Consider the following 24412-nt stretch of genomic DNA (forward strand, 5'->3'; position numbering starts at 1 on the left):
GGCCGCGGCCCCCGCAACCGCGGGAGCCCCAGCCTGTGGACAAACGGGTCAGCCGGGGTAGGTGGGGATGATGGTGGCCTGGCTGTTGTCGGCGTCCATGGAGACCCACGCGAGGTCCTTGCTGAGCCAGTGGATACGGCCGGCGTCGTCCTGGATCACCGGCAGGGTGTCCTTGTGCGTGTTCGAGGCGACGTGTTCGGGGACGAAGCCCGGTGCCGAGCCGGGCAGCAGCTGAAGGCTGGACCCGTCGGTGCTGACCAGCCAGGGCTGTGGCGCCGCGTTGGCGGACCCGATCACGATGATGCCCTGCTTGTCCCAGGCGGCGTCGGTGATGTTCGTCAGCTCCAGCATCAGCTGACGGAACGCCCCCAGCATCAGCTGCTTGCCGCCGTTCGTGGTCTGGACCGTCGCGGTCTGGACATAGTTCTGCTTGGTGGCCGCGCTCTTCATCACCAGCAGCGCCCTGACACCGTCCGGTGCCATCCGCAGGGCGACCGGGGTGTCTCCCTTGAAGTCGGTCTCGACCGAACGGAGGCGCCCGTCGCTGTCGCGGACACGCAGTCGCGGGTGGGCGCCGTTGGCCCTGTCCAGGAACCACAGGTTGTCCTGGCCGTCGAAGCTCGGCGGCAAGGTGTGCCCGTCGACCGGGATCTCGGTCGCTTTGGCGGCGTTGTCGGACGGGTCCAGCTTCCCGTAGACGACATCGCGCCCGTCGGCGGTGACGATCGCCCCGGCGTCACCCGCCAGTGTGACCGCGAAGGCCTGCGCCTTGTGGAGCGCCAACGGGCCCGAGTTCAGCGGCTGGGCGGAGATCTCCGACGCTCCGTCCAGTCCGACGATCCGCTGCGGTTTCTGGCCGAGCAGACCGTACAGCTTGGTCATCGCACCGGCAGACGCCTGCGGGTCGTACGCGCTGAAGTTGGAGAACGGCAGCACCTCCGGCTCGTCCGGAAGCAGCGGTGCACCGCCCACGGTGATCTTGGCCCGGAGGTTGAGCTGGTTCAGCGTCCAGACGATCTGCGCCGCCAGCAGCCGCCGGTCCTGGTCCCGGAGTGATGCGGCGGTGTCGTTCAGCGCCACGGTGGCGACGCCGAGGTCCACCGGGACCGACACCTGTACCTCGGTGCCGGGCGGCGCGATGGAGACGACACCGTTGCCGAGCCGGCTGGTCGGGCCCTTCAGCAGCTCCTGGATGAGCTGCGTCGCGGCCTGGCCGGACGGGAGGTTCTGCGACAGCCAGACCTGGTCCGGCACCAGCAGGTCCCGGGACTGGTTGAAGAAGTACAGGTCGCGGGGAGCGAGTTTCAGGTCGACCTGGTTGCTGCCCAGGTACGCACCCGGTGGCACCGTCGCGACGCGGAGCTGCCCGTCGACCTTCTTCAGCTTGAAGAAGAAGTCGGCCTTTTCGTTCGCGGCTGCCGGGGTCCACTCGCCGCGCGCGCCGATGGTGGCGATCTTCTGGGCGGTCAGCTGGATCCCGTCGTTCTTCCGGGTCAGTGATTCGGGACGCTGGTCGTACACCACGGTCTGCGACTCCGGCTTCCATTCCCCCGCGGCCTCCGGGGTCATGTACTGCCGGGCGACGTCGTACGCCTGCGAGTCCGACATGGCCTCGAGGAAGCCGCTGACGATGGCCATGTCGGGGATGTTCGCGCGCGGCGGCTTCGCCTCGACGCCGACGCCGCCCAGGTCCGGGGCGAGCCCCTGCCGCTCGCCGTTGCGGATGGTGCCCTTGGTCGGCACGGTCGCGCAGCCGCCGAGCAGCGCCACGGCCAGCAGGACCCCGAGCAGTCGGCGCCTCACCGCTCCTCACCGCCGCTCAGCTTCTGGTACGGCGCGCCGACGTCGACGAGCTCGGTGACGACCCGGGTCGCGTCGGGCGGGCGTGGCGGCAGCGGCGAGCCGGTGAGCGCCACGTCCGGTCGGCGCGGCAGCGTCAGCCGGAAGTACGCGCCGTCGCCGGGTGAGCCCCAGGCGTCCAGGCGGCCGCCGTGCAGCCTGGCGTCCTCGAGCGCGATCGACAGGCCGAGGCCGGTGCCACCCGTGGTCCGTGCCCGGGCCGGGTCGGCCCGCCAGAACCGGCTGAACACCATCTCCGCCTCCTCGGCCCGGAACCCGACCCCGTGGTCGCGGACGGCCACCGCGGCGGCATCGTCGTCGTACGCCGTGCTGATCCGGATCGGCAGGCCCTCGCTGTGCTCGATCGCGTTGCCGATCAGGTTGCGCAGGATCCGCTCGATCCGGCGGGAGTCGACCTTGGCCCTGCACGGCCTCGGCATGTCCAGCTCGACCGGGCAGCCCTTGCGGTTCAGCAGGGTCTCGTGGTTCTCCAGGACCCGGTTGACGATGTCGCGCAGGTCGACGTCCTCCAGGTCCAGGGCGGCCGCTCCGGCGTCGAACCGGCTGATCTCCAGCAGGTCGGCGAGCAGCTCCTCGAACCGGTTGAGCTCGTTCTGCAGCAGCTCCACCGAGCGGCGGCTGATCGGGTCGAACTGGTCACGGCTCTCGTGCAGCAGGTCGGCGGCCATCCGGACCGTGGTCAGAGGGGTCCGCAGCTCATGGGACACGTCGGACACGAACCGGCGCTGCAGCCGTGACAGCTCCTCCAGCCGGCGGATCTGCCGCTGCAGGTTGGAGGCCATCTTGTTGAACGACACCGCCAGCCGCGCCAGGTCGTCGGTGCCGCGGACCTGCATCCGCTCCTCGAGCTTGCCGGCCGCGAGCCGCTCAGCGATCCGCCGTGCCATTCGCACCGGGGTCACGACCTGCCGGGTGACCAGCCAGGCCACAGCACCGAGCAGGACGATCAGCAACAGACCTGCGGTGAAGAGCGCCCGCTGTACGACGTCCAGCGTCTCCTGCTGCGCGGTGAGCGGGAACAGGAAGTAGATCGCGTACTTGTCGCCCGTGGAGTCGATCCGGATCTGCGAACCGATCACCAGCCCTGGGACGCTCGGGCTCTCCCGGTAGTTGATCAGCGTGTACGTGTCCCACAGCTTGGAGCCGTCACTCACCACGGAGGAGGCCAGCGGCTGCGGGATCGAGTTGCTGTCGACCAGTCCGGTGTAGCGGATCGCGTTGGACGCCGCCTGGTCGGTCGGCACCAGCAGGACGTCGTACAGGCCTGGGCGGTTGGAGCCGAGGACCAGCTTGGACAGCTCCTGGTTGACGGTGTTGCGGTTGGCGGCGTCGATCGTCACGGACAGCTGCTGGAGCTGCGCGCGGACCTCGGCCTGTGCGCTCATCCGGCGGGACTCCAGGACACCGTCGGTGACCTGGCTCATCATCACCCAGCCGACCAGGATCAGGACCATCGTCGACATCAGCAGCGTGCCGGTGACGATCCGGGCCTGGATGGAGCGGCGCCAGATGTCCGGCCAGTGCTTGGGGTGCGTCCGCCACAGCGGCTGCGGCTGGGCAGACCAGTCCACCGCGGCGACGGTCAGTTCCAGTTCCGTCCCGCGGGACTCGGCCGCCTTCTGCTCGGGCGGTGCGGTCGGCTGCGCGCCCTGGTGGTCGGCGATCTGTCCGGTGTGTACCTCGGTGCCGGGGTCCACCACCACGTCGTCGGCGGCAGCCTGCGACTCTTGGCCGCGTCCGTACTCGATCAGTCCGCACCCGCCTTGTATCCGACACCGCGGACCGTGACCACGATCTCCGGGTGCTCAGGGTCCTTCTCGATCTTGGAGCGCAGTCGCTGGACGTGCACGTTCACCAGCCGGGTGTCGGCGGCGTGCCGGTAGCCCCAGACCTGCTCCAGCAGCACCTCGCGGGTGAACACCTGCCAGGGCTTCGACGCCAGGCAGACCAGCAGGTCGAACTCCAGCGGCGTCAGCTGGATCGTCTCGCCGGCCCGCTTCACCGAGTGGCCGGCGACGTCGATGGTGAGGTCGCCGATGGTCAGCGACTCCGGACCGGGCTCGTCCATCCGGCGCAGCCGGGCCCGGATCCGGGCCACCAGCTCCTTCGGCTTGAACGGCTTGACCACGTAGTAGTCGGCGCCGGACTCCAGCCCGAGCACCACGTCGACGGTGTCGCTCTTGGCGGTCAGCATCACGATCGGCACGCCTGACTCGGCCCGGATCGCCCGGCAGACGTCGATCCCGTCCATCCCGGGCAGCATCAGGTCGAGCAGCAGCAGATCGGGCTTGAACTCCCGGAACGCCGGTACCGCCTTGTCACCGGTTGCGACCAGATAGGTGTCGTAGCCCTCGTTGCGCAGCACGATGCTGAGCATCTCCGACAACGCCGTGTCGTCGTCGACGATGAGGATGCGGCCCCGCATCGTCCGGTTACCGTCTGCCACGCCCTTAGCTCCTTGCCGTCCGCTGCCGACCGATTCGACTGCTCGGGGTGCGCCCGGCGGGTGCCCAGGCCGTACGCACTACGGATAGTGTCCCATTCCCCCGGTACTGCACACGCCGGATCGCCGTGTGACCCCGAGTTGGGCTGTGATCATCCGGGATCATGGTGCACTTCGGGGGTTCACCACAACTCACGTGCCGGCTGGTACGACGGTTCACCGGGAGAGGAGGTACGCAGTGGCCGACCAGAGTATGCGCCTGCACGACGACGTGGCGACCGAGCCGCTGCGGCCGTGGCTGCCGGCGGATCTGCTCGACAACGCCGCCCGGACCATCTCCGACAACAAGACGATCATGCTGGGTCTGCCGGTGCTGGCCGGGGTCGCCCTGGTCGCGGTGCAGGCCGTTCTGACCGAAGTCGCCGTACCTGGTGGGCTCGGTGGGTTCTTCGGGACGGAGGATCCGTTCGGGCAGGCCGGTGCGGCTCTTTTGCTCACGTACGGCGTACAGGTCGTGCTGTTCTCGGTGGTGTCGAGCATGCTGGCCGGCATCATCGCTCTGGCCGCGGTGCGGAGTCAGTTGGCGCACCGGGCCGGTCCACGCGAGCTGATGCGGCTGGTGCGACCTGCGCTCCCCGCACTCGCTGCTGTCGGTCTAGTGCAGTCACTGTCGTTCATGCTGCTGATCGGCGGCTGGGGGCTCGCAGTGCTCGGTATCGGCGCCGGAGCGGACGCCGCGGTCTCCTCCGCGGCGGCCGGGGCTGCGGCGCTGGCGATGATGTTCGTCGGCGGCGTCCTGGTGCTGATCTTCGGCATCCGCCTGGTGCTCGCGGGGACCGTCGTACTGATGGAGGGCCGGCACGCACCGGACATCGGCCTCTACATCCCGGTCCGGGTGGGCGTCTGGGGTGCGCTGCGGCGGTCCTGGCAGCTCGTGAAGGGCAAGTTCTGGCGGGTGTTCGGGATCCTGCTGTTCGGCGGCCTGGTGGTGAACATCATCGGCTACGCGCTGCAGTTCGGGGTCAGCGCGCTGATCGTCACCGTCGGCTCGTGGGCCGATCTGAGTGACAGCACCGGGGCCGTGGTGGTGACGATCGTGCTGGCCGTGGCGGCGGGGATCGCGACGCTGATGACGCTGATCGCGAGCCTGGCGTTCATGTCCGCCGTACAGGCCCTGATCTACCTCGACCTCCGGGTCCGCCGGGAAGGGCTCGACCTGTGGATGCGTCCGGCCCTGCGGTTCGAGGAGACCGTGTGACCTTCTTCCCGCTGGAGCCGCCGGTCGACATCGACCGGGACCAGGCTGCCCAGGAGGCGGCCAAGGAGCTGTCCAAGTCCGCGTACCGGGACTCCGGCTCGCTGATCGAGAGAGCCATCGGCAAGGTGGTGGAGTGGATCGGGGACCTGCTGAACAGCCTCACCGGCTCGTCGCCCAACGGCCACGCCGGTCTGACCATGCTGATCGGCCTGCTGGTCCTTGTGGTGGTCGTGGTGCTCTGGCGGTCCGGCGTACTGCGGACCAGCCGTAGGGCGAAGGCTCAGGCGGTTTTCGACACCACCAGGCCGCAGAGCGCCGCGGAGTACCGCGCGCTGGCGGAGCGGGAGGCCGCGTCCGGGGACCTCGCGTTGGCGATCCGCAGCCGCTTCCGGGCGTGCGTAGCGGAGCTGACCGAGCGGACCGTGCTGGACGAGCGAGCCGGGCGTACGGCGTACGAAGTGGTAGCTGATGCATCGCGAGCGGCGCCCGTACTGCGGGAGCCGCTGCAGCCGGCTGCACTGGTGTTCACGGAGGTTGTCTACGGCAACCGCCCGGGAACGCCGGAGCGGTACGCCGTTGTCGTGGCTGCTGACGACGCTGCGCGGACTGCACGGGTGGCTGCATGAGCACGCCGGTCGGGCGAAGTGTCGGCGAGAGTTGGCGGGCGTTGCGGACGCCGCTGCTCGTCACTGGCTTCATTGTGCTGGCTGCGATCGTCGTCCTGATCGCTACTTCGGCACGGACGTCAGGGCAGTTCAGCCCGGACTCCACCGAGTCGACCGGGGCACGGGCGCTGGCAGCGTTGCTCGAGGACCACAACGTCGACGTACACGGCACCGAGTCGCTGAACGACGCCGTACGGACAGGAAGCGGCAGTGCGCTCCTCATCGGCCCAGGTGGCTCGCTGGACGACGGAGACTGGCGGCGGATCGCGCAGGCGCAGTGGAGCCACGTCATCCTGATCCGGCCCGGCAGCCGCGCTCTGGCGGCCCTGGCGCCCGGTGTGCGGCCGACCGGCAACTCGCTGGCCACCCGCAGCCGTCAGCCTGGGTGTGAGCTTCCTGCTGCGGTTAAGGCCGGCACAGTCACCGTCAACGGACCGACGTACTCCGCTCCCGAGGGAGCGACCACCTGTTACGGCGACGGCATCAACAACACCGTGGTCCGGCTGGAGGTCGGCGACCGACTCGTCGACGTGATCGGTACGCCGGGGTCGTTCATGAACGCCCGGCTCGCTGAGGACGGCAACGCGGCGCTGGCGCTCAACCTGCTCGGCACGCACCGGGATCTGACCTGGTACCTGCCGCAGTGGGAGTCGGACTACCCCGACTCCAACGGCGAGAGCAGCGCACAGCTGATCCCACCTGATGTCCGCTACATCGCCTGGGCGCTGGCGTTCGCCGTGCTGGTCGTAGCGATCTGGCGCGGGCGGCGGCTCGGCCCGGTGGTGGCAGAGCGGCTGCCGGTCATCGTGCACGCGGCTGAGACCACCGAGGGCAGGGCGCGGCTGTACCGACGCTCACGGGCCCGCGACCGCGCCGCGTCGGCCTTGCGCGAGTCGGCGCTCGGCCAGCTGCACGAAGCGCACGGCATCCCGCGGCGGGCCGATCCGTCGGCTGTCGTCGCGACTGTCGCAGCCCGGACCGGCCGGGATCCCGCCATGCTGTACGAGCTGCTCTACGGCCTGCCGCCGCTCACTGACGCCGCTCTGATGTCCTTGTCCCAGGAACTCGACGTACTGACGCAGGAGGTACGACACCCGTGACGACTACCGAGGTCACCGCGGACCAGGCCCGGCAGGCGCTGGTCGCGCTACGGACCGAGATCGGCAAGGCGGTGGTCGGCCAGGACACTGCTGTGACCGCACTGGTACTCGCCCTGCTCTGCCGCGGCCACGTGCTGCTGGAGGGCGTCCCGGGTACGGCGAAGACACTCATGGTGCGGGCGCTGTCGACGGCGATGCGGCTGGACACCAAGCGCGTGCAGTTCACCCCGGACCTGATGCCGGGTGACGTGACCGGGTCGCTGGTGTACGACGCGAAGACGAGCGAGTTCGAGTTCCGGCCGGGACCTGTGTTCACGAACATCCTGCTGGCGGACGAGATCAACCGGACGCCACCGAAGACGCAGGCGGCGTTGCTGGAGGCAATGGAGGAGCGGCAGGTCACTGTGGACGGCGAGCCGCGCAAGCTCCCGAATCCATTTGTCGTTGCCGCAACCCAGAACCCGATCGAGTACGAGGGCACGTACCCGCTGCCAGAGGCGCAGTTGGACCGGTTCCTGCTGAAGGTGACGCTGGACATCCCGCCACGCGACGCGGAGATCGCCGTACTCGCCCGGCACGCGCAGGGCTTCGATCCGCGGGATCTGGAGGCCGCTGGGTTGCGCCCGGTGGCCGGCCCGGAGGATCTGCTGGCCGGACAGAACGCCGTACGCCGGGTTGCGGTCCGGGAGGACGTGCTGGCCTACGTCGTGGACCTGTGCCGCGCCACGCGCCAGTCGCCGTCGCTGCAACTGGGTGTGTCCCCACGTGGCGCCACAGCGCTGCTGGCGGTCTCCCGGGCGTGGGCGTGGCTGTCGGGCCGCGACTACGTCATCCCGGACGATGTGAAGGCAATGGCGCGTCCTTGCCTTCGGCATCGAGTACAGGTGCGGCCGGAGGCTGAGCTGGAGGGTGTCAGCGCGGACGCGGTGCTGGAGAGCGTGCTCGCGACGGTGCCGGTGCCTCGCTGATGGTCCTGACTGGCCGAGCCGGCATCCTGGCTGCAGCTGGAGTGGTGTTCGTCGCTCTGGTGATGCCGTCGTGGGCCGGTGTCGGTGTGGTCGTCGCTGCGGTGCTGGTGGTGTGTCTGGTCGACATTCTGCTGGCTGGGTCGCCGCGTCGGCTGCAGTTCAGTCGGGAAGGCGACAACGCCGTACGGCTCGGTGAGCAGGCCGTGGTGAACCTGCTGATCACCAACCCGGGACGGCGAGTGCGCGGGTTGCTGCGGGACGCGTGGCCGCCGTCTGCCGGCGTACTGGATCCACCGCACAAGCTGGACCTGCCGTCGGGCGAGCGGCGTCGGCTGACCACACACCTGGTCCCGACGCGCAGGGGCGACCGGCACGCGTTCCGGGTGACTGTGCGGTCCATTGGCCCGTTGGGGTTCGCCGGGCGCCAGGGGTCGCATCAGGTCGCCTGGACGGTGCGGGCGCTGCCGCCGTTCAAGAGCCGGAAGCACCTCCCATCGCGGCTCGCGCGGTTGAGGGAGCTGGACGGACGTACGGCGTTGCTGGTGCGCGGGCAGGGCACGGAGTTCGACTCGCTGCGGGACTACGTGCCCGGTGACGACGTACGGAGCATCGACTGGCGGGCCACGGCGCGGCGCGGGAACGTCGTACTGCGGACCTGGCGGCCGGAGCGGGACCGGCAGGTCGTGATCGTGATCGACTCCGGACGGCTGTCCGCGGGCCGCGTCGGCGACGCACCACGGCTGGACCACGCGATGGACGCGGCGCTGCTGCTGGCCGCACTGGCCACTCGCGCCGGGGACCGGGTCTCCTTGCTGGCTTGCGATTCCGCAGTACGGGCTGACGTACGGCGTCCGGCGCCGCAAGACGTGCTGCCGTCCTTCGTGAATGCTCTGGCGAACGTCGAGGCCGAACTCGTGCAGACCGACTTCCGCATCGTCGTGTCACAGGTGCTGGAGCGGTTGGGTCAACGCTCCCTCGTCGTGCTCCTCACGGGCCTCGACCCGGCGGTGATCGAGGAATCCCTGCTCCCCGTCATCGGCCCGCTGCTGCGACGTCACGTCGTACTGCTGGCGTCCGTGGCCGACCCGCGACTCACCGAGCTCGAAGCCACCCGGGGCGACCTACTGGACGTGTACGGCGCTGCCTCGGCCGCTCGCACCCGCCTGGACCGGGACCGCCTGACCGCCACTCTCACCCGAGCCGGCGCCACCGTCGTCGACGAAACCCCGGACCACATCGCCCCCGCGCTCGCGGACACCTACCTCGCGTTGAAGAAGGCCGGCCGTCTCTAGGCCAGTGCCGCCTCGAAGATGTGGCGGTTGGCGGTTGTGAAGGCGTGCTCGCGGTGGGACCAGGCGATGCGCTCGGCGGCTTCCGGACAGGGTCTCTGGGTCCAGAAGTCGACGTTCTGGAGCAGGCGGGACAGGACGGCCGGGATCAGGCCGGGGCGATCTGTCGCGGGCAGGTCGTAGCCGTCGGCCAGGACGCGGACCTGGTCGGCCTGGCGGGCGGGGTCGTTGTGTTTGGACGCGATGCACCAGGTCCAGGCGGCGTACCCGAGGTCTTCCAGGGGATCGCCCGGGGCGGCCAGGTCGAAGTCGATCATGGCGGCCGGGAGGCCGTCGGTGAAGACGAAGTTGGTGGGTGCGGGGTCGTGGTGGCAGACGACCTGTTGGCCGACGGCCAGGTGACTGTCGCGGGTGGCGTCGTGGAAGGTGCGGAGCAGTGCACCGGCGGCGGCGATTTGTTGGTCGGACCAGCGTTCGTATCTGGGTGGAACCCAACCCTGCAGGTACGTGAGGATGTCACGGCCGGTCTCGTCCTGGCCCAGGTACTTCGGGGCGGCGGTGAAGCCCCGCTCGTCCAGGAGTCGCAGGAGGTTCGCGGTGAACGCGGAACTGTCCGACCCGGGGCGGCGTACCGTGTCGGCGACACGGACCACCCCGGGCGTCATACGGCCCCCGATGAGCGGCTGCTCGATCACGCCATCGTGGGACGGGCCTGGGCGAACGTCCACTGATGGCCCTCCAGGTCCTCGACTTCGTAGCAACGGTACCCGTGCTGGTGGATGTCCGAGAGGATCTTCGCGCCGTTCTCCTGACTGTGCGCGAAATGGGCGTCGAGATCGTCGACGTACACCCAGACGCTGTGGTCCAGCTGCGCGGTGCGCTTCTCCGTGAGCTTGAAGAGCAGGATCGCGCGGGTGCCGACCTGCAGTTCGATCCAGGACGGGTCTGTGCCCTCGGCCGGGATCTTGTCCCACGAGTCCAGGCCGAAGATCGTGTGCAACCAGCGGGCCGCGGCGGCGGGATCCTCGTAGTACAAGGCGATCGCGAGCCGGTCCAGCTCGCGCGGTGTCCGTGACGCGTGATCGCGCCGTTCGACCCAGGCCGGGAGCCAGTGGATGACGTTCGGCCAGAAGTAGAAGGCCTTCTCGCCACCGGGGACGAGCGACTGTACGACGGTCACCCGAGTGCCGCCGTCGTACGCCTCGAAGTCGATGCGGGTCTCGGTGTCGTCGACCGAACTGCGATAGGCGAACAGCGCGCCCGGCGTCCAGTCGGTGATCGTGCCGAGCTCGAGGACGTCGTCGGGCGGTGAGTACACCTCGAGGATGCGGCCGCCGACGCCGGGCTCGATCTGCATCGCGGTGGCGCGGGCGGCGTCGAAGAAGTTGATCGGGCCGCGCACCCACCACAGGTCGATCTCCTCGGTGAAGATCTCGAACGCAGTCGCCGGATCAACGCCAACCTCGACCGATGCGGTCGCGGACGGTTCAGTCATCGGACTTCCCTTTCTGCTCGACGTGGCGTTTGAAGGAGCCCAGTTGGTCACGCCAGTGCGCCTGGACCTGGTCGAGCCAGGCCTGGACTGCGACGACGGGCTCGGGGTTGAGGCGGAAGACGCGGACCCGGGCGTCGTCCGGGACGCGCTCGTCGGCGACCAGTCCGGCCTCGAGCAGGATCCGCAGGTGCCGGCTCATCGCGGGCGACGACGCCCCGGTCGCCGCGGCCAGCTGACCGGCCCGCTGCGGTCCTTCGCCCAGCAGTTGCACAACCTGCCGCCGCGTCGGATCAGCCAGCACCTCGAAGAACCGATCCACCTGATGTTCCGCCATGCCGCAATAGTTCTACCATTTGTTAACTATTGTCAAGCGGTGGAAGAATCCGTCGGCTGCTTGGATTGGAGGCATGAGTGAGAGAGATGTCGAGAAGGACTACTCGGTCGCCGACTTCGCAGCCAAGCTGCGGCGGCTCGCGGACGCGCTGGAGTCGGGCAAGCCGTTCCGGATCCAGGTCGCGGGCGAGCGGTTCACGGTGCCGAAGAACGCGCGGATCAGCGTCGAGCACGAGCGCGGTGCGGACGAGGAGGAGGTCGAGTTCCAGTTGAAGTGGGCGCTCGCCGACGCGGACCAGGAGCCCGAGAACGACGACGAGGTCTGAGCCGGATCAGGTCGTGGCCAGATAGCACGCGACCTGAGCAGCCGTGCCTGCGGGCAGGATCTGCAAGGGTTGCGTGCTGCACTCCGGTTTTCCCTCGCCGGCGGCGACGAGTTGGCAGCGGGGGTGGAAGCGGCAGCCGGCGGGGATACGGGTCGGGTCCGGGGGTTCGCCGGTGAGGACAATGCGGTTCGGGGACTCGGGGAGAACGCTCAGCAGCGCTTGCGTATAAGGGTGTTGAGGGTTCTTCAGCACGTCCCCGGTGGGCCCGGACTCGACGATGCGGCCGAGGTACATGACGGCGACCCGGTCGGCGATGTTCCAGGCCAGGCCGAGGTCGTGGGTGACGACGAGCGCGGACAGCCCGAGGTCGTCGCGCAGCCGGAGCAGGAGCGAGAGGATCTCGCCACGGACCGAGGCGTCGAGGGACGCGACGGGTTCGTCGGCGATCAGCACCTTGGGGTCGAGCGCCAGCGCGCCGGCGATCACGACGCGCTGGCGCTGGCCGCCGCTCAGCTCGTGCGGAAAACGCTGGAAGAAGCGTTCCGGCGGTCGCAGGCCGGCCCGCGCGAGGGCGTCGGCCACCACGGCCTCCTCGTCGGGCAGGCCGTGGATCCGAGGGCCCTCGGCAACCGCCTCATAGACGGTATGGCGAGGGTTCAGTGATCCCATCGGGTCCTGCAGCACCAGTTGGACCTCGCGGCGGAAGGCCCGCAGCGCGCGGCCGGAGTAGCTCAGCGGCGTTCCGTCGTACGAGATCCTGCCTGACGTGGGACGCTCCAGCCCGAGGAGCGTGCGCGCGAGCGTGGTCTTGCCGCAGCCGGACTCACCGACCAGCGCGACGATCTCGCCGGCGCCGACGGACAGGTTGACGCCGTCGACGGCCCGCGCCCGGCGGCCGCCGCGGCCGGAGAACTCGACGTGCAGCTCAGTTGCCTCTAGCAAGAGTCACTCCCCTACCAGGACGCAGGCGGCGGTCCGGTCGGCGCCGGACGCCCGCAGTTGTACGTCGGACGTCGCACAGGACTCGAGTGCGACCGGACAGCGAGGGTGGAATGCACAACCACCCGGCAACTGCTGTGGATCCGGCGGATCGCCGGCCAGCCCGCGCGGGGCGAGGCGCGACGCGGGATCGCCGACGGTCGGGAACGCGGCCGCCAACGCTTGGCTGTACGGGTGCCGGAACTCCCCGGACGAAGGGCCGACCTCGACCAGCCGCCCGGCGTACATCACCGCCAGCCGATCGCACACGTCCGCGAGCACCGAGAGGTCGTGCGAGATCATCAGCAGCGAGATGCCGTGGTCCGCGATCAACTTGCGGATCAGGGTCAGGACCTGCGCCTGCACCATCAGGTCGAGCGCGGTCGTCGGCTCGTCGGCGATGATCAACTGCGGCTCGCACGCCAGCGCCATGGCGATCATCACTCGTTGCCGTTGGCCACCACTCAGCTCATGCGGGTAGCTCCGTGCGCGCCAGGCCGGTAGCCCGACCTGTGCCAGTAATTCTCGTACCCGCTTGGACGCGTCCGCGCCCGACGCCTGCCGATGGACGAGCAGCGGTTCCGCGATCTGGTCGCCGATCCGCTGCACCGGGTTCAGCCCGTGTTGCGCGCCCTGGAACACGATCGACGCCGACGACCACCGGACAGCCCGCAGCCGACCCCATTTCATCGCCAGCACGTCCTCGCCGTCGAGCATCACCCGCCCACCGACCACGGCGGAGCGCGGCAGCAGCCGGAGCAGCGCGAGCGCGACCGAGGACTTCCCCGATCCCGACTCCCCCGCCAGCCCGAGCGCCTCGCCGGCCGCCAGCTCCAGCGAAACTCCCCGTACGGCGGGCACGTCGGACGACTCGAGCCGGTACGTCACGGACAACTCATCGAGCTCAAGCATGGGCACGCGTCCGCAGCCGGGGATTGAGCACAGTCTCCAAAGCCCTTCCACACAAGGTGAACGCCATCACCACAGTCACGATGCACAGACCGGGCACGAGGATGTACCACCACGCACCGGCCGTCGCCGCACCCCAGTCGTACGAGCCACGCAGCATCGTTCCCCACGAGGTCTTGTTCGCACTCACGCCGAGGAACGCCAGCGTCGACTCGGTGACAATCGCACTCGCCACCTCCAGCGTCGTACTTGCCAACAGCAACGGTGCGACGTTCGGCAGCACGTGCCGCGTCGTGATGTGCCAGTGGCCGGCGCCGAGCGCCAAAGAGCGTTCGATGTACGGGCGGGCCTCGACGGCCAACGTTTGCGCACGGATCAGCCGCGCAGTCGAAGGCCAGGATGTCACGCCGATCGCGACGATGATCGTCGCGGTGGAACCGCCGAGGATCGCCGCGAGTACGAGCGCGGTGACCAGAGACGGGAGGACCAGGAACCAGTCGGTCACGCGCAGGATGACCGCACCGATCCGGCCGCGGAAATGCCCGGCCGCGATCCCGAGCACTGTCCCGATCACCATGCTGAGCAGTGCCGCGAGGAAACCGATCAGCAGCGAGGTCCGGGATCCCCACCAGATCATCAGCAACACCGACCGCCCGGACTCGTCCGTGCCCAACGGATCGTCGAGACTCGGCGGCGCCATCTTCGCCCCGGTACCGCTCACCACGTTCGTCACGCTGGCGTCGATGAAGAGCGGCGCTAGCAGTGCTAGCACTACGGCAACGGCGAGAATCACCAATCCCACGACACCGGCTCGATGCGTGCGGAAATCCGCCCAGAACCTTCCGATGGCACGCCGTCGTCGTACCCAGGTCACGTTGCTCATGCGGACCTCACTCGCGGATCCAGCAGGTGGTAAACCACGTCCGCCAGCGTGTTCATCAGGATCACCGACACCGTGATCAGCAGGAACGTCCCCTGCATCAACGTGAAGTCCGGCACCCGGATCGCCTCGTAGAACAGCTGCCCGAGCCCCGGCCAGCTGAAGATCGCCTCGACCGTCACGGCGCCCCCGACCACGAACCCGATCCGCATGAACACCAACGTCACGGTCGGCAGCAGCGCGTTCGGTACGGCGTGTTTCCGCCGTATGTCGTCGTCGCGCAAGCCCTTCGCCCGCGCGGTCGTGATGTAGTCCTGCCCGACCTCGTCGATCACCGACGACCGCATCACCAGCAGGTACTGCGCGTAGACGACCGCGACCAGCGTCAAGCACGGCAGCACCATGTGCTGCCCGACGTCCAGTACGCCGGCGAACCCGTCCGGCTTGTCGACGCTCGAGCTCCCGCGGGTCGGGAAGATCCCCGGAATCGGGCCGATTCCGGCCGCGAACACCATCAACAGCAACAGCCCGAGCCAGAACGTCGGCACCGACCACAGCACCAGCGAGATGGCGGTCGACACCTTGTCGAACTTGCTGCCGGGCTTCCAGCCGGCCCGCGCTCCCTGCCAGAGACCGAGGCTCACCGCGAGCACCAACGCCGTACCGGTGAGCAGCAACGTCGACCCGATCCGCTCGCCGATCAGGTCGAGGACCGGCCGCTTGTACTCGTACGACGTCCCGAGGTCGAACCGCAGCGTCCGACCCACGAAATGCAGGAACTGCTCGGGAATCGACTTGTCCAGCCCGAGCCGCGCACGCTCCAGGTCCAACTGCTCCGGCGTCATGTTCCGGCCCTGCGCGAGCGCCCGGACCGGATCTCCCGGCAGCAACCGGAACAGGAAGAACGTCGCGACGATCACCATCGCGATGCTGAGCAACGCCCCGCCCGCCTTGGTCGCCCCGTACCGCAGCAACCCATGACGGACCGGCGTCTGCTCAAGCTCTTCTACAGCGGTCGTCATTCGCGCTCGTCGGCCGCACCGCTGCGGCGTCGCAGTACGAAGAAGCCGGCGAGTGCGAGTACGACGACACCGCCCGCGACGCCCGCGATCACGCCGGCGTTCGACCCACCTCCGTCGGCCGACGCGCCGTCCTTCGACACCGCCTCGAGCGTGTAGAACGGCCAGTACCCGGAACCGCCGTACAGCAGGCCCTTGTCCTCCGGGATCGGCGTGATGCTGGCGATCCGGTCCTTGCGGTAGCCCTCGAGGTCGTTCGGGTAGTAGAGCGCGATCACCGGAGCGTCGGTGTAGAGCCTTTCCTCCATTTTCTTGATCGTTTCCGCGCGCTTTCCGCGGTCGAGCTCTTTCTGCTGCTCGAGGTACAGGCTCTCGTATGTCGGGTCGCAGTAGAACGACTCGGTGCCGCCGCCGTCGCCGGACGCGGTCGGACGCCGGCTGCACAGGTGCGTGCCGAGCACCTCCTCCGGGTCCGGGTTCACCGACCAGCCGCTGATCGCGATGTCGAAGAGTGCCGTCGTACCGGTCTCCTCGCTGAACTTGCTGGAGTCCAGCCGCTTGGTGGTCAGCGTGACGCCGAGTTCCTTGAACCAGCCGGTCAGGTACTCGGCGAGCTTCTCCTCGACCGGGGTGTCGGTGTGGATGCTGAACCGGAACTGCAGTTTCCGCGACCCGTCCGGCATCGTCCGAACGCCGTCAGCGCCCTTCTTGTACCCCGCGTCGTCGAGGATCTTGTTCGCCTTCGCGAGGTCGAACGAGATCTTCTCGGCGCCGCTCGCCTCCCAGAAGAAGTCCTTGTACAGCGGCGGAATGATCGAGCCGTCAGCCGGTTTCGCCAGCCCGCCCTGGACCTCGTCGACCAGCTTCTGCTTGTCGATCGCGTAGTGCAGCGCGGTCCGCACCTTCGGATCCTTGAGCGCCGGATGCCCGTCACCGATCGGCTTGTTGTCGCTGGTCGTCGCGCCGTGGTTGATCTGCAGGTACGTCGCGCGCCGGCCCTGCGTGTTCCACTGGACGATGTTCTGGTCGCTCTTCAGGGACTCGAAGTCCGACGGGTTCAACCGGCCGATCAGGTCGATGTCACCCTTCTTCAGGCCGACGATCGAGGCCGCGGGGTTGTCGTAGAAGATGATCTGCAGCTCGTCGATCTTCGGGCGGCCGCGCCAGTAGTCCGGGTTCGCCTCCAGCCGGACGAACTGGTCCTTCTTGTGCTCCACCGCGACGTACGGCCCGCTGCCGACGGTCGGGTACACCTCGGCCTCGTAGTCGCCGATCTTCGGGATCTTCTCCCAGACGTGCTTGGGCATGATCGGCACCGGGTTGTCCAGCATCGACGCCTGCGGGGCCTTGAGCTTGATGGTCAGCTCCTGACCGTTCGCGGTGACGCTCGCGAAGTTCTCCACCGCCGGCCCGTTGCCGGTCTTGGCGTCGTCGTCGGTCATCATCTTGTTGAACGTCCAGGCCGCGTCGGCGGCGGTGATCGGCTGCCCGTCCGACCACTTCGCCTGGCGGATCTTGAACGTCCAGGTCAGCCCGTCCGGCGATGTCGTCCACGACTCGGCCAGGTCCGGGCTGGGCTGCAGTGTTTTCGAGTCCGGCACCGTGAGGAAGCCGTAGATCATCCGCTGGATCGAGCCCGTCACCAGCCGTACGGCGAGGAACGGGTTCATCGAGTCGACCGACTGGGTCACCCCGATCTTGATGACCTTCTTCGGCGCCGGCTCGGCCGCCATCGCCGTACCCGGCACCGCCGCCAGCACGCACAACGCCGCCAGCACCGCCAACAACTTCCTCATTGGGCCGCCCCACCTTCAGCTGGTGTTGGTGTTTGGGGACGAACCCACACCAGCAACCACCACCCTGTCAACAAGATACGAAACTTTGTCACCTCGAAGTAACCTTCTTACCGGCCGGGCCCGGCAAATGCGGCGACAGAACAAGCTGACGAAGGTAACCTCACCAAGTCATGGAGACATCCGAGGTCACACGTGCGATCGCGGCTGCGACTTCGATCGCGGCATCGCTCGACCTGCCGGCGAACGACGCGATCGTTCTCCACAACTCGAACAAGCTGGCGCTGCGGCTGACGCCGTACGACGTCTTTGCCCGCGTCGCCCCGGTGGGGCAAGAGGTTGCGCAGTTCGAGGTCGAGCTCGCTCAACGGCTCGCCGAGGTCGGATCTCCGGTGGCCGCCTTGGACCCTCGGGTTGAGCCGCTCGTGTACACGCGCGACGGCTTCGCAGTGACGCTGTGGACCTACTACGAGCCCGTGACACCTCACGTCTCACCTGTCGACTACGCCAAGGCGCTGGAGCAGTTGCACGCCGGCATGCGCAAGGTCGATGTGGCGAGCCCGCACTTCTCGGATCGAATCGCCGAGGCGGAAGAGATCGTCGCCAACCCGAGCCTCTCGCCGGAGCTCCCCGACGCAGACCGCGTGTTCCTCGGCAGCAGACTACGAAGCCTGCGACAGGCGATCGACGACCGCGGCGCCGAGGAGCAGTTGCTCCACGGCGAGCCGCATCCAGGCAATGTGCTCAGCACGACGTACGGCCCGTTGTTCATCGACTTCGAGACGTGCTGCCGTGGACCCGTCGAATTCGATCTCGCCCATGTCCCCGTGGCGGTCTGCGAGCAGTACCCGGGCGTCGACCAAGGACTGCTGGACGAGTGCCGGCAACTCGTTCTCGCGATGGTCGCAGCGTGGCGCTGGGACGCCGGCGACCAATTCCCGAACGGCCGGCAATGGGGAGAGGATTTCCTCCGCGTACTGCGCGCAGGCCCACCCTGGCCAACCCTCGACACCATGGCCACCCGACTGAACGGCCAGTAGAACTCTCTGACCACAGTCCAACGCCTGCGCACTACACCCATGGGCTTGACTACACGATCGTGTAGTAGTTTGCTTTTGTGTGTAGGGAGAGGAGGAGTTGGGATGGAGCGTCCGGCGGATGACTTGACGGCTCGGGCCCGGATTCGGGATGCGGCGATCCGGTTGTTCGGGGAGCGGGGGATCGAGGGAGCCTCGATCCGGGACATCGCGGCCGAGGCGGGGGTGTCGTCGGGGTTGGTGCGGCATCACTTCGGGTCGAAGGAGGCGTTGCGCGAGGCGTGTGACCGGTATGCGAAGGAGCGGATGCTTCAGATCGGCGCCGAGCTCACGCAGGATCACGACCTCACCGGGCTCGATCCGCTGGCGCTGCACCCGGTGGCGTTCCCGCTGCAGCTCTACATCGTGCGTTCGATGATGGACGGTTCGGAGACCGCGACCGCGCTCTTTCTCGAGGGCGTCGACGCGGTCGAGGAGTGGACGACCAGTTTCGGCATCAACCCCAAGGACCGGCGCGGGTACGCCGCTGCGCTGGCCGCGATCAAGCTGAGCGTGTTCGTGTTCCGCGACCAGGTCTCGAAGGCGCTCGGCGAGGACATCACCACCCCGGCGGGCTACAACCGGATCGGGCAGGCCTTGATGGAGGTCTTCACGATCCCGCTGCTCACTCAGGAACAAGTCGACAACATGCGGAAACAGGAGAAGTGATCATGCCGGCTGCGATCAGCACGGAAGGTCTGGTCAAGTCGTTCGGGCGGACCTACGCACTGGACGGTCTCGACCTCGCGGTGCGAACCGGTGAGGTGCACGGGTTCCTCGGCCCGAACGGCGCGGGGAAGACCACCACCATTCGCATTCTGCTCGGAATGACCCGCGCGGACGAAGGTACAGCGCGGGTCCTGGACGGCGACCCGTGGTCGGACGCGACCGAGCTGCACCGGCGGCTCGCGTACGTGCCGGGCGACGTGACGCTGTGGCCGAACCTGTCCGGCGGCGAGGCGATCGATCTGCTCGGCCGGATGCGCGGCGGCGTGGACAAGAAGCGAAAGGCCGAGCTGCTGGAGCGTTTCGATCTCGATCCGCGGAAGAAGGCCCGTGCGTACTCGAAGGGCAACCGGCAGAAGGTCGCCCTGGTCGCCGCGTTCGCGTCCGACGTCGAGCTGCTGCTCCTCGACGAGCCGACCTCCGGGCTGGATCCGTTGATGGAGGAGGTCTTCCGCGAGATCGTGCAGGAGATCAGCGACCGCGACGGCCGGACCGTACTGCTGTCCAGCCACATCCTGTCCGAGGTCGAGGCGCTGTGCGATCGCGTCACGATCATCCGGGCCGGCCGCGCCGTCGAGAGCGGCACGCTGAACGAGCTGCGCCACCTCACCCGTACGTCGATCCAGGCCGAGCTGGTCGGTCCGATGGACGGTCTGGCCCAGCTCAACGGCGTCCACGATCTGCAGGTGGACGACGACCGCGTCCGCTTCGACGTCGACACGGACGAGATCAACCCGGTACTGCGGCGTTTGACGGAGATCGGCGTACGGAGTCTCGTGAGCCAGCCGCCGTCGCTGGAGGAACTGTTCCTGCGCCTGTACGAACCCGAGGCCGTGAAATGAAGAGCCTGGCAGGAACCGGCGGCCTGATCCGGCTGATCCTGCGCCGCGACCGCGTCGTACTGCCGCTCTGGATCGTACTGCTCGTGGCGATCTCGGTGAGCTACGTACAGGAGTACGGCGACCTGTTCCCGACGCCAGAGGCGCGGGTCAAGTACGCGAGCAACGCCGGCTTCATCACCTTGTACGGCGAACTTTCCGGGCCGAGCCTGGGCGAGTTCGTCACCTGGCGACTCGGCTTCGTACCGGTGATGGTCGGTCTGATCAGCCTGCTCACGGTGATCCGGCACACCCGCGTCGACGAGGAGTCCGGCCGCCGTGAGTTGCTCGGGGCAACTGTCGTCGGCCGGCACGCGCAGCTCGCGGCAGCCCTCGCCACGGTCCTCGGTGCGAACCTCGTACTCGCCGTACTGCTTGCCCTCGGCATGCACAGCCAGGACCTGCCGCTGTCCGGATCGATTGCCATCGGCATCGTCTACGCCGGCACCGGCTGGCTCTTCGCGGCCGTCGGCGCCGTCGCGGCCCAGCTGACCGCGAGCGCCGGGACAGCGCGCGGCATCGCGATCGGCGTACTCGGTGGAGCCTATGTACTGCGGGCCGCCGGTGACACCAGTGCGCACACGGACGGCCCACTCGCGTGGTTGTCGTACCTGTCCCCGATCGCCTGGGCACAACGGATCCACCCGTACGCCGACAACCGTTGGTGGTTGGGCGTCGTGGTCCTCGCAGCAACCGTTGCACTCATCACGACCGCCTTCCAACTCGCCGTACGGCGGGACGTCGGCTCCGGCCTGCTCCCCGATCGGCTCGGCCCCGCGGACGGCACCATGGGCTCGCCGCTCGCGCTGGCGTGGCGCCTGCACCGCGGCCTGCTCGCCGCGTGGACGGTCGGATTCGCCTTGCTGGGCTTGCTTTTCGGCGGTGTCGCCGAGGGCGTCGGCGACATGATGCGCGACGACCCGAGCGTGCAGGAGATGTTCCGGCGGATGGGCGGCGCGGCCGGGTTGATCGACTCGTTCCTGGCCGGGGTGATGACGCTCGTCGGCCTGATCGCCTCGGCGTACGCCGTCCAGGCGACGTTGCGGATGCGGGTCGAGGAGAGCAGCGGACGGGCCGAGCCGGTGCTGGCGACCGCGACGAGTCGCTGGCAGTGGGCCGCGAGTCACCTCGTGTTCAGCCTGCTGGGGCCGGCCGTCGCGCTGCTCGCAGCGGGTGTCGCCGAAGGGCTGGCGTACGGCGTGGCGATCGGCGATGTGGGCGGACAACTGCCGCGACTGATCGGTGCGGCGCTCGCGCAGTTGCCGGCCGTCTGGGTACTGGCCGCGATCGCGATCGCGATCTTCGGGTTCTTCCCGCAGGCTTCGATGGCGTCCTGGGCCGGACCGACGGTGTGCATCTTGATCGGCCTGGTGAGCGCCGGTGTCAGCACCGCCGGCTGGATCCGCGACATCTCGCCGTTCACGCATCTGCCCTCGCTCCCCGGCGGGTCAGCACAAGCCGGTCCGTTCCTCGTCCTCCTCGGGATCGCGATCGTCGTAGGCCTCGCCGGTCTGGTCGGGCTACGCCGCAGGGACCTGCCGGCGTAGATCTCAGCGGCGGGCGTTCCGGGACCAGCCGAAGCAGTAGACGCCGAAGGCCGCGATCCCGACCGCCAGCACGGTCAGCAGCACCGAACCGAACGGCTGCTCCTTGATCGTGTGCAGCGCGGTATCGAGACCGCCGGCCTTCTGCGGGTCGTAGTCGATCGCCGCCCACCCGAACAGCACACCGACCACGACGAACGCGATCCCCTTCGCGAAGTACCCGATCCGGCCCAGCAGGATGGTCACCTCCGAGACACCGCCGACCAGGTCCTCGGTGAACTTCTTCGTGATCGCCTTGTACCCGTGGTAGCAGCCGATCCCGATGATCGCGACCCCGACGGCGACGATCAGGACCCGGCCCGCGCCGTGCGCCATCAGCCGGGCGGAAACCGTACGCTGCCCGCCGCTGCTCGAGGCGCCGGAGCCGACGGCGACCTTGACCGCGCTGACACCCAGCACGAGGTACACGATCGCGCGGCCGGCCGAGGACACCTTCTTGTGCAGGTCCAGGTTCCCCCAGCCGAGCTCGAGGACCCGCCAGATGACCAGCGTGAACAGGCCGATCGCGACGACCCACAACAGCACTCCACCGAGCGGCTTGCTGCCCAGCTCCTGCAGAGCGCCTTGCTGCGAGGCCTCCTGCGACGACTTGCCGAAGGCGAGTTGCAGCGCGATCCAGGCGACCAACAGATGTACGACGCCGTACGCGATGAGACCGACCGTGATCGCAAGGTCGTACGGTCGGCTGTGGCGGACTTCTTGGGCGGTACTCACATCAGCACCAGTGCCCAGAGCCGAAACGGTCAGGCCGAGACAGGTGCCGTGGCCTCGCGGTCCGATTCGTCGATATCGCCGTACTCGCCCTGGCGGTGGGCTCGACGGCCGAGGGTCCAGACGTAGGTGAAGAACGCCAGCTCGGCGAGGATGCCGATCGTGATGCGGACCGGGCCGGGCAGGAACGGTGTGACGAAGGCTTCGATCAGGCCGGTGACGAGGAGGACCGCGGCGAGGCCGATCGCCATCCCGACGGTGGCGCGGCCGGTTTGGGCGACCGACTGCATGCGGGTCCGCGGCCCCGGTACGACCCAGGACCAACCGAGCCGCAGGCCGGCCGCGGTCGCGACGAACACCGCGGTCAGCTCGAGCAGACCGTGCGGGGTGATCAGGCTGAAGAACAGACCGCCCTTGTCGTGGCTGATCATCAGCCCGGCGCTGAGGCCGAGGTTGAGCGCGTTGTCCCAGAGGATGAAGACGGACGGGATCAGCAGGATGCCGAGCGCGAGTACGGCGGCACTGATCGTGGCGTTGTTGATCCAGACACGGAGTGCGAAGTCCTGTGCGGGGTTCTCCGAGTAGTAGGACTCGAAGTCGTGCTCGACGAGCTGCTTGATCTGGTCCGGCGTACCGATCGAGTCCACCACCTCCGGGTGCGCCAGCACCCGCCACGCGGTCCAGGCCGCGACCAGGTAGAAGAGCAGACCGATGGTGACCCACCAGCGTCTGGAGGCGTAGAGCGCGGCCGGGAAGCTGACCAGGAAGTACTTCGAGATGTCACGCCAGACGGGTGCCTGCGCACCTGTCACGGCACCACGCGCGTCGGCGATCAGCCCGGACAGGCGACCGATCGAGACCGGATCCGCTCCGGCTGCTCGCAGCGCGGCCAGGTGCGTGCCGACGCGCTGGTAGAGCACTACGAGCTCTTCGGCCTCCGCACCGGACAGGCGGCGCTGGCGGCGGGTCAGGTAGGCCAGGCGGTCCCACTGCGGCTGGTGCACCGAGACAAACGCTTCTACGTCCACCGCCACCTCCTCCACCCGTGTGGTGGCAGACTAACCGGACCGAGTGTCTACCGAGGAGCGGGGCGGCGGAGTGTCTCAGCTGGTCACCGGCGAAGCGGTCGTCCTCCAGGTGCGGATCGCCCGGATGCCGACGCGGGCGCTGGCGTGTGCGATCGACATGGTGTTGCAGGGCATCGTGCTGACCGTGCTGATCGCGTTGCTGGCCGGTTTCCTGTTCGGGAGCGAGTCCAGTGAGGCGCTGGCGATCGCGCTGATCTTCATCGTCGTACTGCTCGTGGTGGTCGGCTACCGGGTCGTGATGGAGACGCTCACCCGGGGGCGGACGCTGGGCAAGATGGTGCTCGGGCTGAAGGTGGTGCGCGACGACGGCAGCTCGATCCGGTTCCGGCACGCGCTGGTGCGGACGCTGATGTGGTTCTTCGTCGACTTCGCGCCGTGGTTCGCGGCCAGCCCCGGGATCGTGGCGAGCCTGATGAACAAGCAGGGCAAGCGGATCGGGGACATGGTCGCCGGTACGGTCGTCATTCGCGAGCGGCACCAGTCGATGGCGTCGCCGCCGCTGTTCGTCCCCGGCCATCTGGTCCAGTGGGCGCAGTCGCTCGAACTGTCCCGGCTGTCCGACGAACTGGCCAACGCGGCCCGTGACTACCTGTCCCGGTACGCCGAGCTCCTCCCCGGCGCGCAACACGCCCTCGGCGAGGCACTGGCGGCTCGCGTAGCCGCTGTGATCGCACCCACACCGCCGACCCAGATCATCGCGCCCGCCTACCTCTCCGCCGTCCTCGCCGAACGCCGCCGCCGCGAACTCCAGCGCCTCTCCACCCAACGCCCCACCCAAACCGGCCCCTTCGCCCCCAACCCGTACGCCGCCCCGGCCGCCCCAGCCCCGTCGTACGCGATCCCCACCGGCCCGTTCACCCCACCAAGCCCGTACGGCGTCCTCCCACCGCCACCCGCCCCAGGCCCATTCGCCCCGCCCGCCCCACCGTCAGCAACCCGCCCCGCGACGGTGAACGCCCAAGGGTGGGCCGCTCCGGGCAGCAACGAGTCAGGTCGGTGGTCCTGAACGCAAG

At 68.6% G+C, this 24412-nt stretch carries 24 protein-coding genes; 11 read left to right on the top strand and 13 right to left on the bottom strand.

The window, feature by feature from the left end:
* Positions 1-48: 48 nt before the first annotated feature.
* The 3 genes from EV649_RS09255 to mtrA are packed head-to-tail and all read right to left on the bottom strand — an operon-like array spanning position 49 to position 4285.
* Positions 49-1803 (bottom strand): LpqB family beta-propeller domain-containing protein, encoded by a 1755-nt coding sequence (locus EV649_RS09255; protein ID WP_130382429.1) that lies wholly within the window; start codon positions 1801-1803, stop codon positions 49-51.
* Entirely contained in the window at positions 1800-3557 is a 1758-nt protein-coding gene (gene mtrB / locus EV649_RS09260) for an MtrAB system histidine kinase MtrB (RefSeq protein WP_241997918.1), read from the bottom strand. Before mtrB ends, EV649_RS09255 begins: the two co-directional genes overlap by 4 nt.
* 50 nt (positions 3558-3607) lie before the next feature.
* The gene (mtrA, locus tag EV649_RS09265) at positions 3608-4285 is read right to left on the bottom strand and encodes an MtrAB system response regulator MtrA (RefSeq protein ID WP_130383624.1); all 678 of its coding nucleotides are present in this window, start codon (positions 4283-4285) and stop codon (positions 3608-3610) included.
* Between the two features lie 256 nt (positions 4286-4541).
* Between mtrA and EV649_RS09270 the strand changes: the two genes are divergently transcribed.
* Genes EV649_RS09270 through EV649_RS09290 form a run of 5 tightly spaced genes read left to right on the top strand, consistent with a single transcriptional unit; the run spans position 4542 to position 9586 of the window.
* Positions 4542-5561: a hypothetical protein gene (locus EV649_RS09270; protein ID WP_241997919.1), complete on the top strand. Its 1020-nt coding sequence runs from the start codon at positions 4542-4544 to the stop codon at positions 5559-5561.
* Positions 5558-6187, top strand: a complete 630-nt coding sequence (locus EV649_RS09275; RefSeq protein ID WP_130382431.1) for a DUF4129 domain-containing protein — start codon at positions 5558-5560, stop codon at positions 6185-6187. The genes EV649_RS09270 and EV649_RS09275 overlap by 4 nt, the downstream gene beginning before the upstream one ends.
* Entirely contained in the window at positions 6184-7326 is a 1143-nt protein-coding gene (locus EV649_RS09280) for a DUF4350 domain-containing protein (protein WP_130382433.1), read from the top strand. The genes EV649_RS09275 and EV649_RS09280 overlap by 4 nt, the downstream gene beginning before the upstream one ends.
* Positions 7323-8294, top strand: a complete 972-nt coding sequence (locus tag EV649_RS09285) for a MoxR family ATPase (RefSeq protein WP_130382435.1) — start codon at positions 7323-7325, stop codon at positions 8292-8294. Before EV649_RS09280 ends, EV649_RS09285 begins: the two co-directional genes overlap by 4 nt.
* Entirely contained in the window at positions 8294-9586 is a 1293-nt protein-coding gene (locus EV649_RS09290) for a DUF58 domain-containing protein (protein ID WP_130382437.1), read from the top strand. The genes EV649_RS09285 and EV649_RS09290 overlap by 1 nt, the downstream gene beginning before the upstream one ends.
* Here EV649_RS09290 and EV649_RS09295 read toward each other — a convergent pair.
* From EV649_RS09295 to EV649_RS09305, 3 genes are read right to left on the bottom strand one after another with little or no spacing between them, the layout of a single operon-like run.
* Positions 9583-10278 (bottom strand): phosphotransferase, encoded by a 696-nt coding sequence (locus EV649_RS09295; RefSeq protein ID WP_198682369.1) that lies wholly within the window; start codon positions 10276-10278, stop codon positions 9583-9585. The genes EV649_RS09290 and EV649_RS09295 overlap by 4 nt on opposite strands.
* Positions 10275-11078, bottom strand: a complete 804-nt coding sequence (locus tag EV649_RS09300; RefSeq protein WP_130382439.1) for a VOC family protein — start codon at positions 11076-11078, stop codon at positions 10275-10277. The genes EV649_RS09295 and EV649_RS09300 overlap by 4 nt, the downstream gene beginning before the upstream one ends.
* A complete protein-coding gene (locus tag EV649_RS09305) occupies positions 11071-11412 on the bottom strand; it encodes a metalloregulator ArsR/SmtB family transcription factor (RefSeq protein WP_130382441.1) in 342 nt (113 codons plus the stop codon). The genes EV649_RS09300 and EV649_RS09305 overlap by 8 nt, the downstream gene beginning before the upstream one ends.
* A 73-nt stretch (positions 11413-11485) precedes the next feature.
* On the opposite strand from EV649_RS09305, the gene EV649_RS09310 reads away from it, so the two are divergent.
* The gene (locus EV649_RS09310; protein WP_130382443.1) at positions 11486-11737 is read left to right on the top strand and encodes an amphi-Trp domain-containing protein; all 252 of its coding nucleotides are present in this window, start codon (positions 11486-11488) and stop codon (positions 11735-11737) included.
* Between the two features lie 6 nt (positions 11738-11743).
* On the opposite strand, the gene EV649_RS09315 is transcribed toward EV649_RS09310, so the two are convergent.
* Genes EV649_RS09315 through EV649_RS09335 form a run of 5 tightly spaced genes read right to left on the bottom strand, consistent with a single transcriptional unit; the run spans position 11744 to position 17319 of the window.
* Complete coding sequence (locus EV649_RS09315; protein ID WP_130382445.1) at positions 11744-12679, bottom strand: ABC transporter ATP-binding protein; 936 nt, start codon at positions 12677-12679, stop codon at positions 11744-11746.
* Between the two features lie 3 nt (positions 12680-12682).
* On the bottom strand, positions 12683-13627 hold the full coding sequence (locus tag EV649_RS09320; protein WP_241997920.1) for an ABC transporter ATP-binding protein: 945 nt from the start codon (positions 13625-13627) through the stop codon (positions 12683-12685).
* On the bottom strand, positions 13620-14507 hold the full coding sequence (locus EV649_RS09325) for an ABC transporter permease (RefSeq protein ID WP_130382449.1): 888 nt from the start codon (positions 14505-14507) through the stop codon (positions 13620-13622). The genes EV649_RS09320 and EV649_RS09325 overlap by 8 nt, the downstream gene beginning before the upstream one ends.
* Positions 14504-15526 (bottom strand): ABC transporter permease, encoded by a 1023-nt coding sequence (locus EV649_RS09330; RefSeq protein ID WP_130382451.1) that lies wholly within the window; start codon positions 15524-15526, stop codon positions 14504-14506. The genes EV649_RS09325 and EV649_RS09330 overlap by 4 nt, the downstream gene beginning before the upstream one ends.
* On the bottom strand, positions 15523-17319 hold the full coding sequence (locus EV649_RS09335; RefSeq protein ID WP_130382453.1) for an ABC transporter substrate-binding protein: 1797 nt from the start codon (positions 17317-17319) through the stop codon (positions 15523-15525). Before EV649_RS09335 ends, EV649_RS09330 begins: the two co-directional genes overlap by 4 nt.
* Before the next feature lie 170 nt (positions 17320-17489).
* Between EV649_RS09335 and EV649_RS09340 the strand changes: the two genes are divergently transcribed.
* The 4 genes from EV649_RS09340 to EV649_RS09355 all read left to right on the top strand — a co-directional run bounded on the left by EV649_RS09340 (position 17490) and on the right by EV649_RS09355 (position 21543).
* A complete protein-coding gene (locus tag EV649_RS09340; RefSeq protein WP_130382455.1) occupies positions 17490-18356 on the top strand; it encodes an aminoglycoside phosphotransferase family protein in 867 nt (288 codons plus the stop codon).
* Between the two features lie 102 nt (positions 18357-18458).
* Complete coding sequence (locus EV649_RS09345) at positions 18459-19061, top strand: helix-turn-helix domain-containing protein (RefSeq protein ID WP_130382457.1); 603 nt, start codon at positions 18459-18461, stop codon at positions 19059-19061.
* Positions 19062-19063: 2 nt separating this feature from the next.
* Positions 19064-19960, top strand: a complete 897-nt coding sequence (locus tag EV649_RS09350) for an ABC transporter ATP-binding protein (RefSeq protein ID WP_130382459.1) — start codon at positions 19064-19066, stop codon at positions 19958-19960.
* Positions 19957-21543 carry an ABC transporter permease gene (locus EV649_RS09355; RefSeq protein ID WP_130382461.1) on the top strand — a complete coding sequence of 529 codons (1587 nt, stop codon included), beginning with the start codon at positions 19957-19959 and terminating at the stop codon, positions 21541-21543. The genes EV649_RS09350 and EV649_RS09355 overlap by 4 nt, the downstream gene beginning before the upstream one ends.
* A gap of 3 nt (positions 21544-21546) precedes the next feature.
* Here EV649_RS09355 and EV649_RS09360 read toward each other — a convergent pair whose 3' ends face one another.
* The gene (locus tag EV649_RS09360) at positions 21547-22314 is read right to left on the bottom strand and encodes a DUF1206 domain-containing protein (protein ID WP_130382463.1); all 768 of its coding nucleotides are present in this window, start codon (positions 22312-22314) and stop codon (positions 21547-21549) included.
* Between the two features lie 29 nt (positions 22315-22343).
* Positions 22344-23339: a stage II sporulation protein M gene (locus tag EV649_RS09365; protein WP_130382465.1), complete on the bottom strand. Its 996-nt coding sequence runs from the start codon at positions 23337-23339 to the stop codon at positions 22344-22346.
* Between the two features lie 70 nt (positions 23340-23409).
* Between EV649_RS09365 and EV649_RS09370 the strand changes: the two genes are divergently transcribed.
* Positions 23410-24405 carry an RDD family protein gene (locus EV649_RS09370; protein WP_241997921.1) on the top strand — a complete coding sequence of 332 codons (996 nt, stop codon included), beginning with the start codon at positions 23410-23412 and terminating at the stop codon, positions 24403-24405.
* The last annotated feature ends 7 nt before the right edge of the window (positions 24406-24412 follow it).

Source organism: Kribbella sp. VKM Ac-2569, assembly GCF_004216905.1.
GTDB lineage: Bacteria > Actinomycetota > Actinomycetes > Propionibacteriales > Kribbellaceae > Kribbella.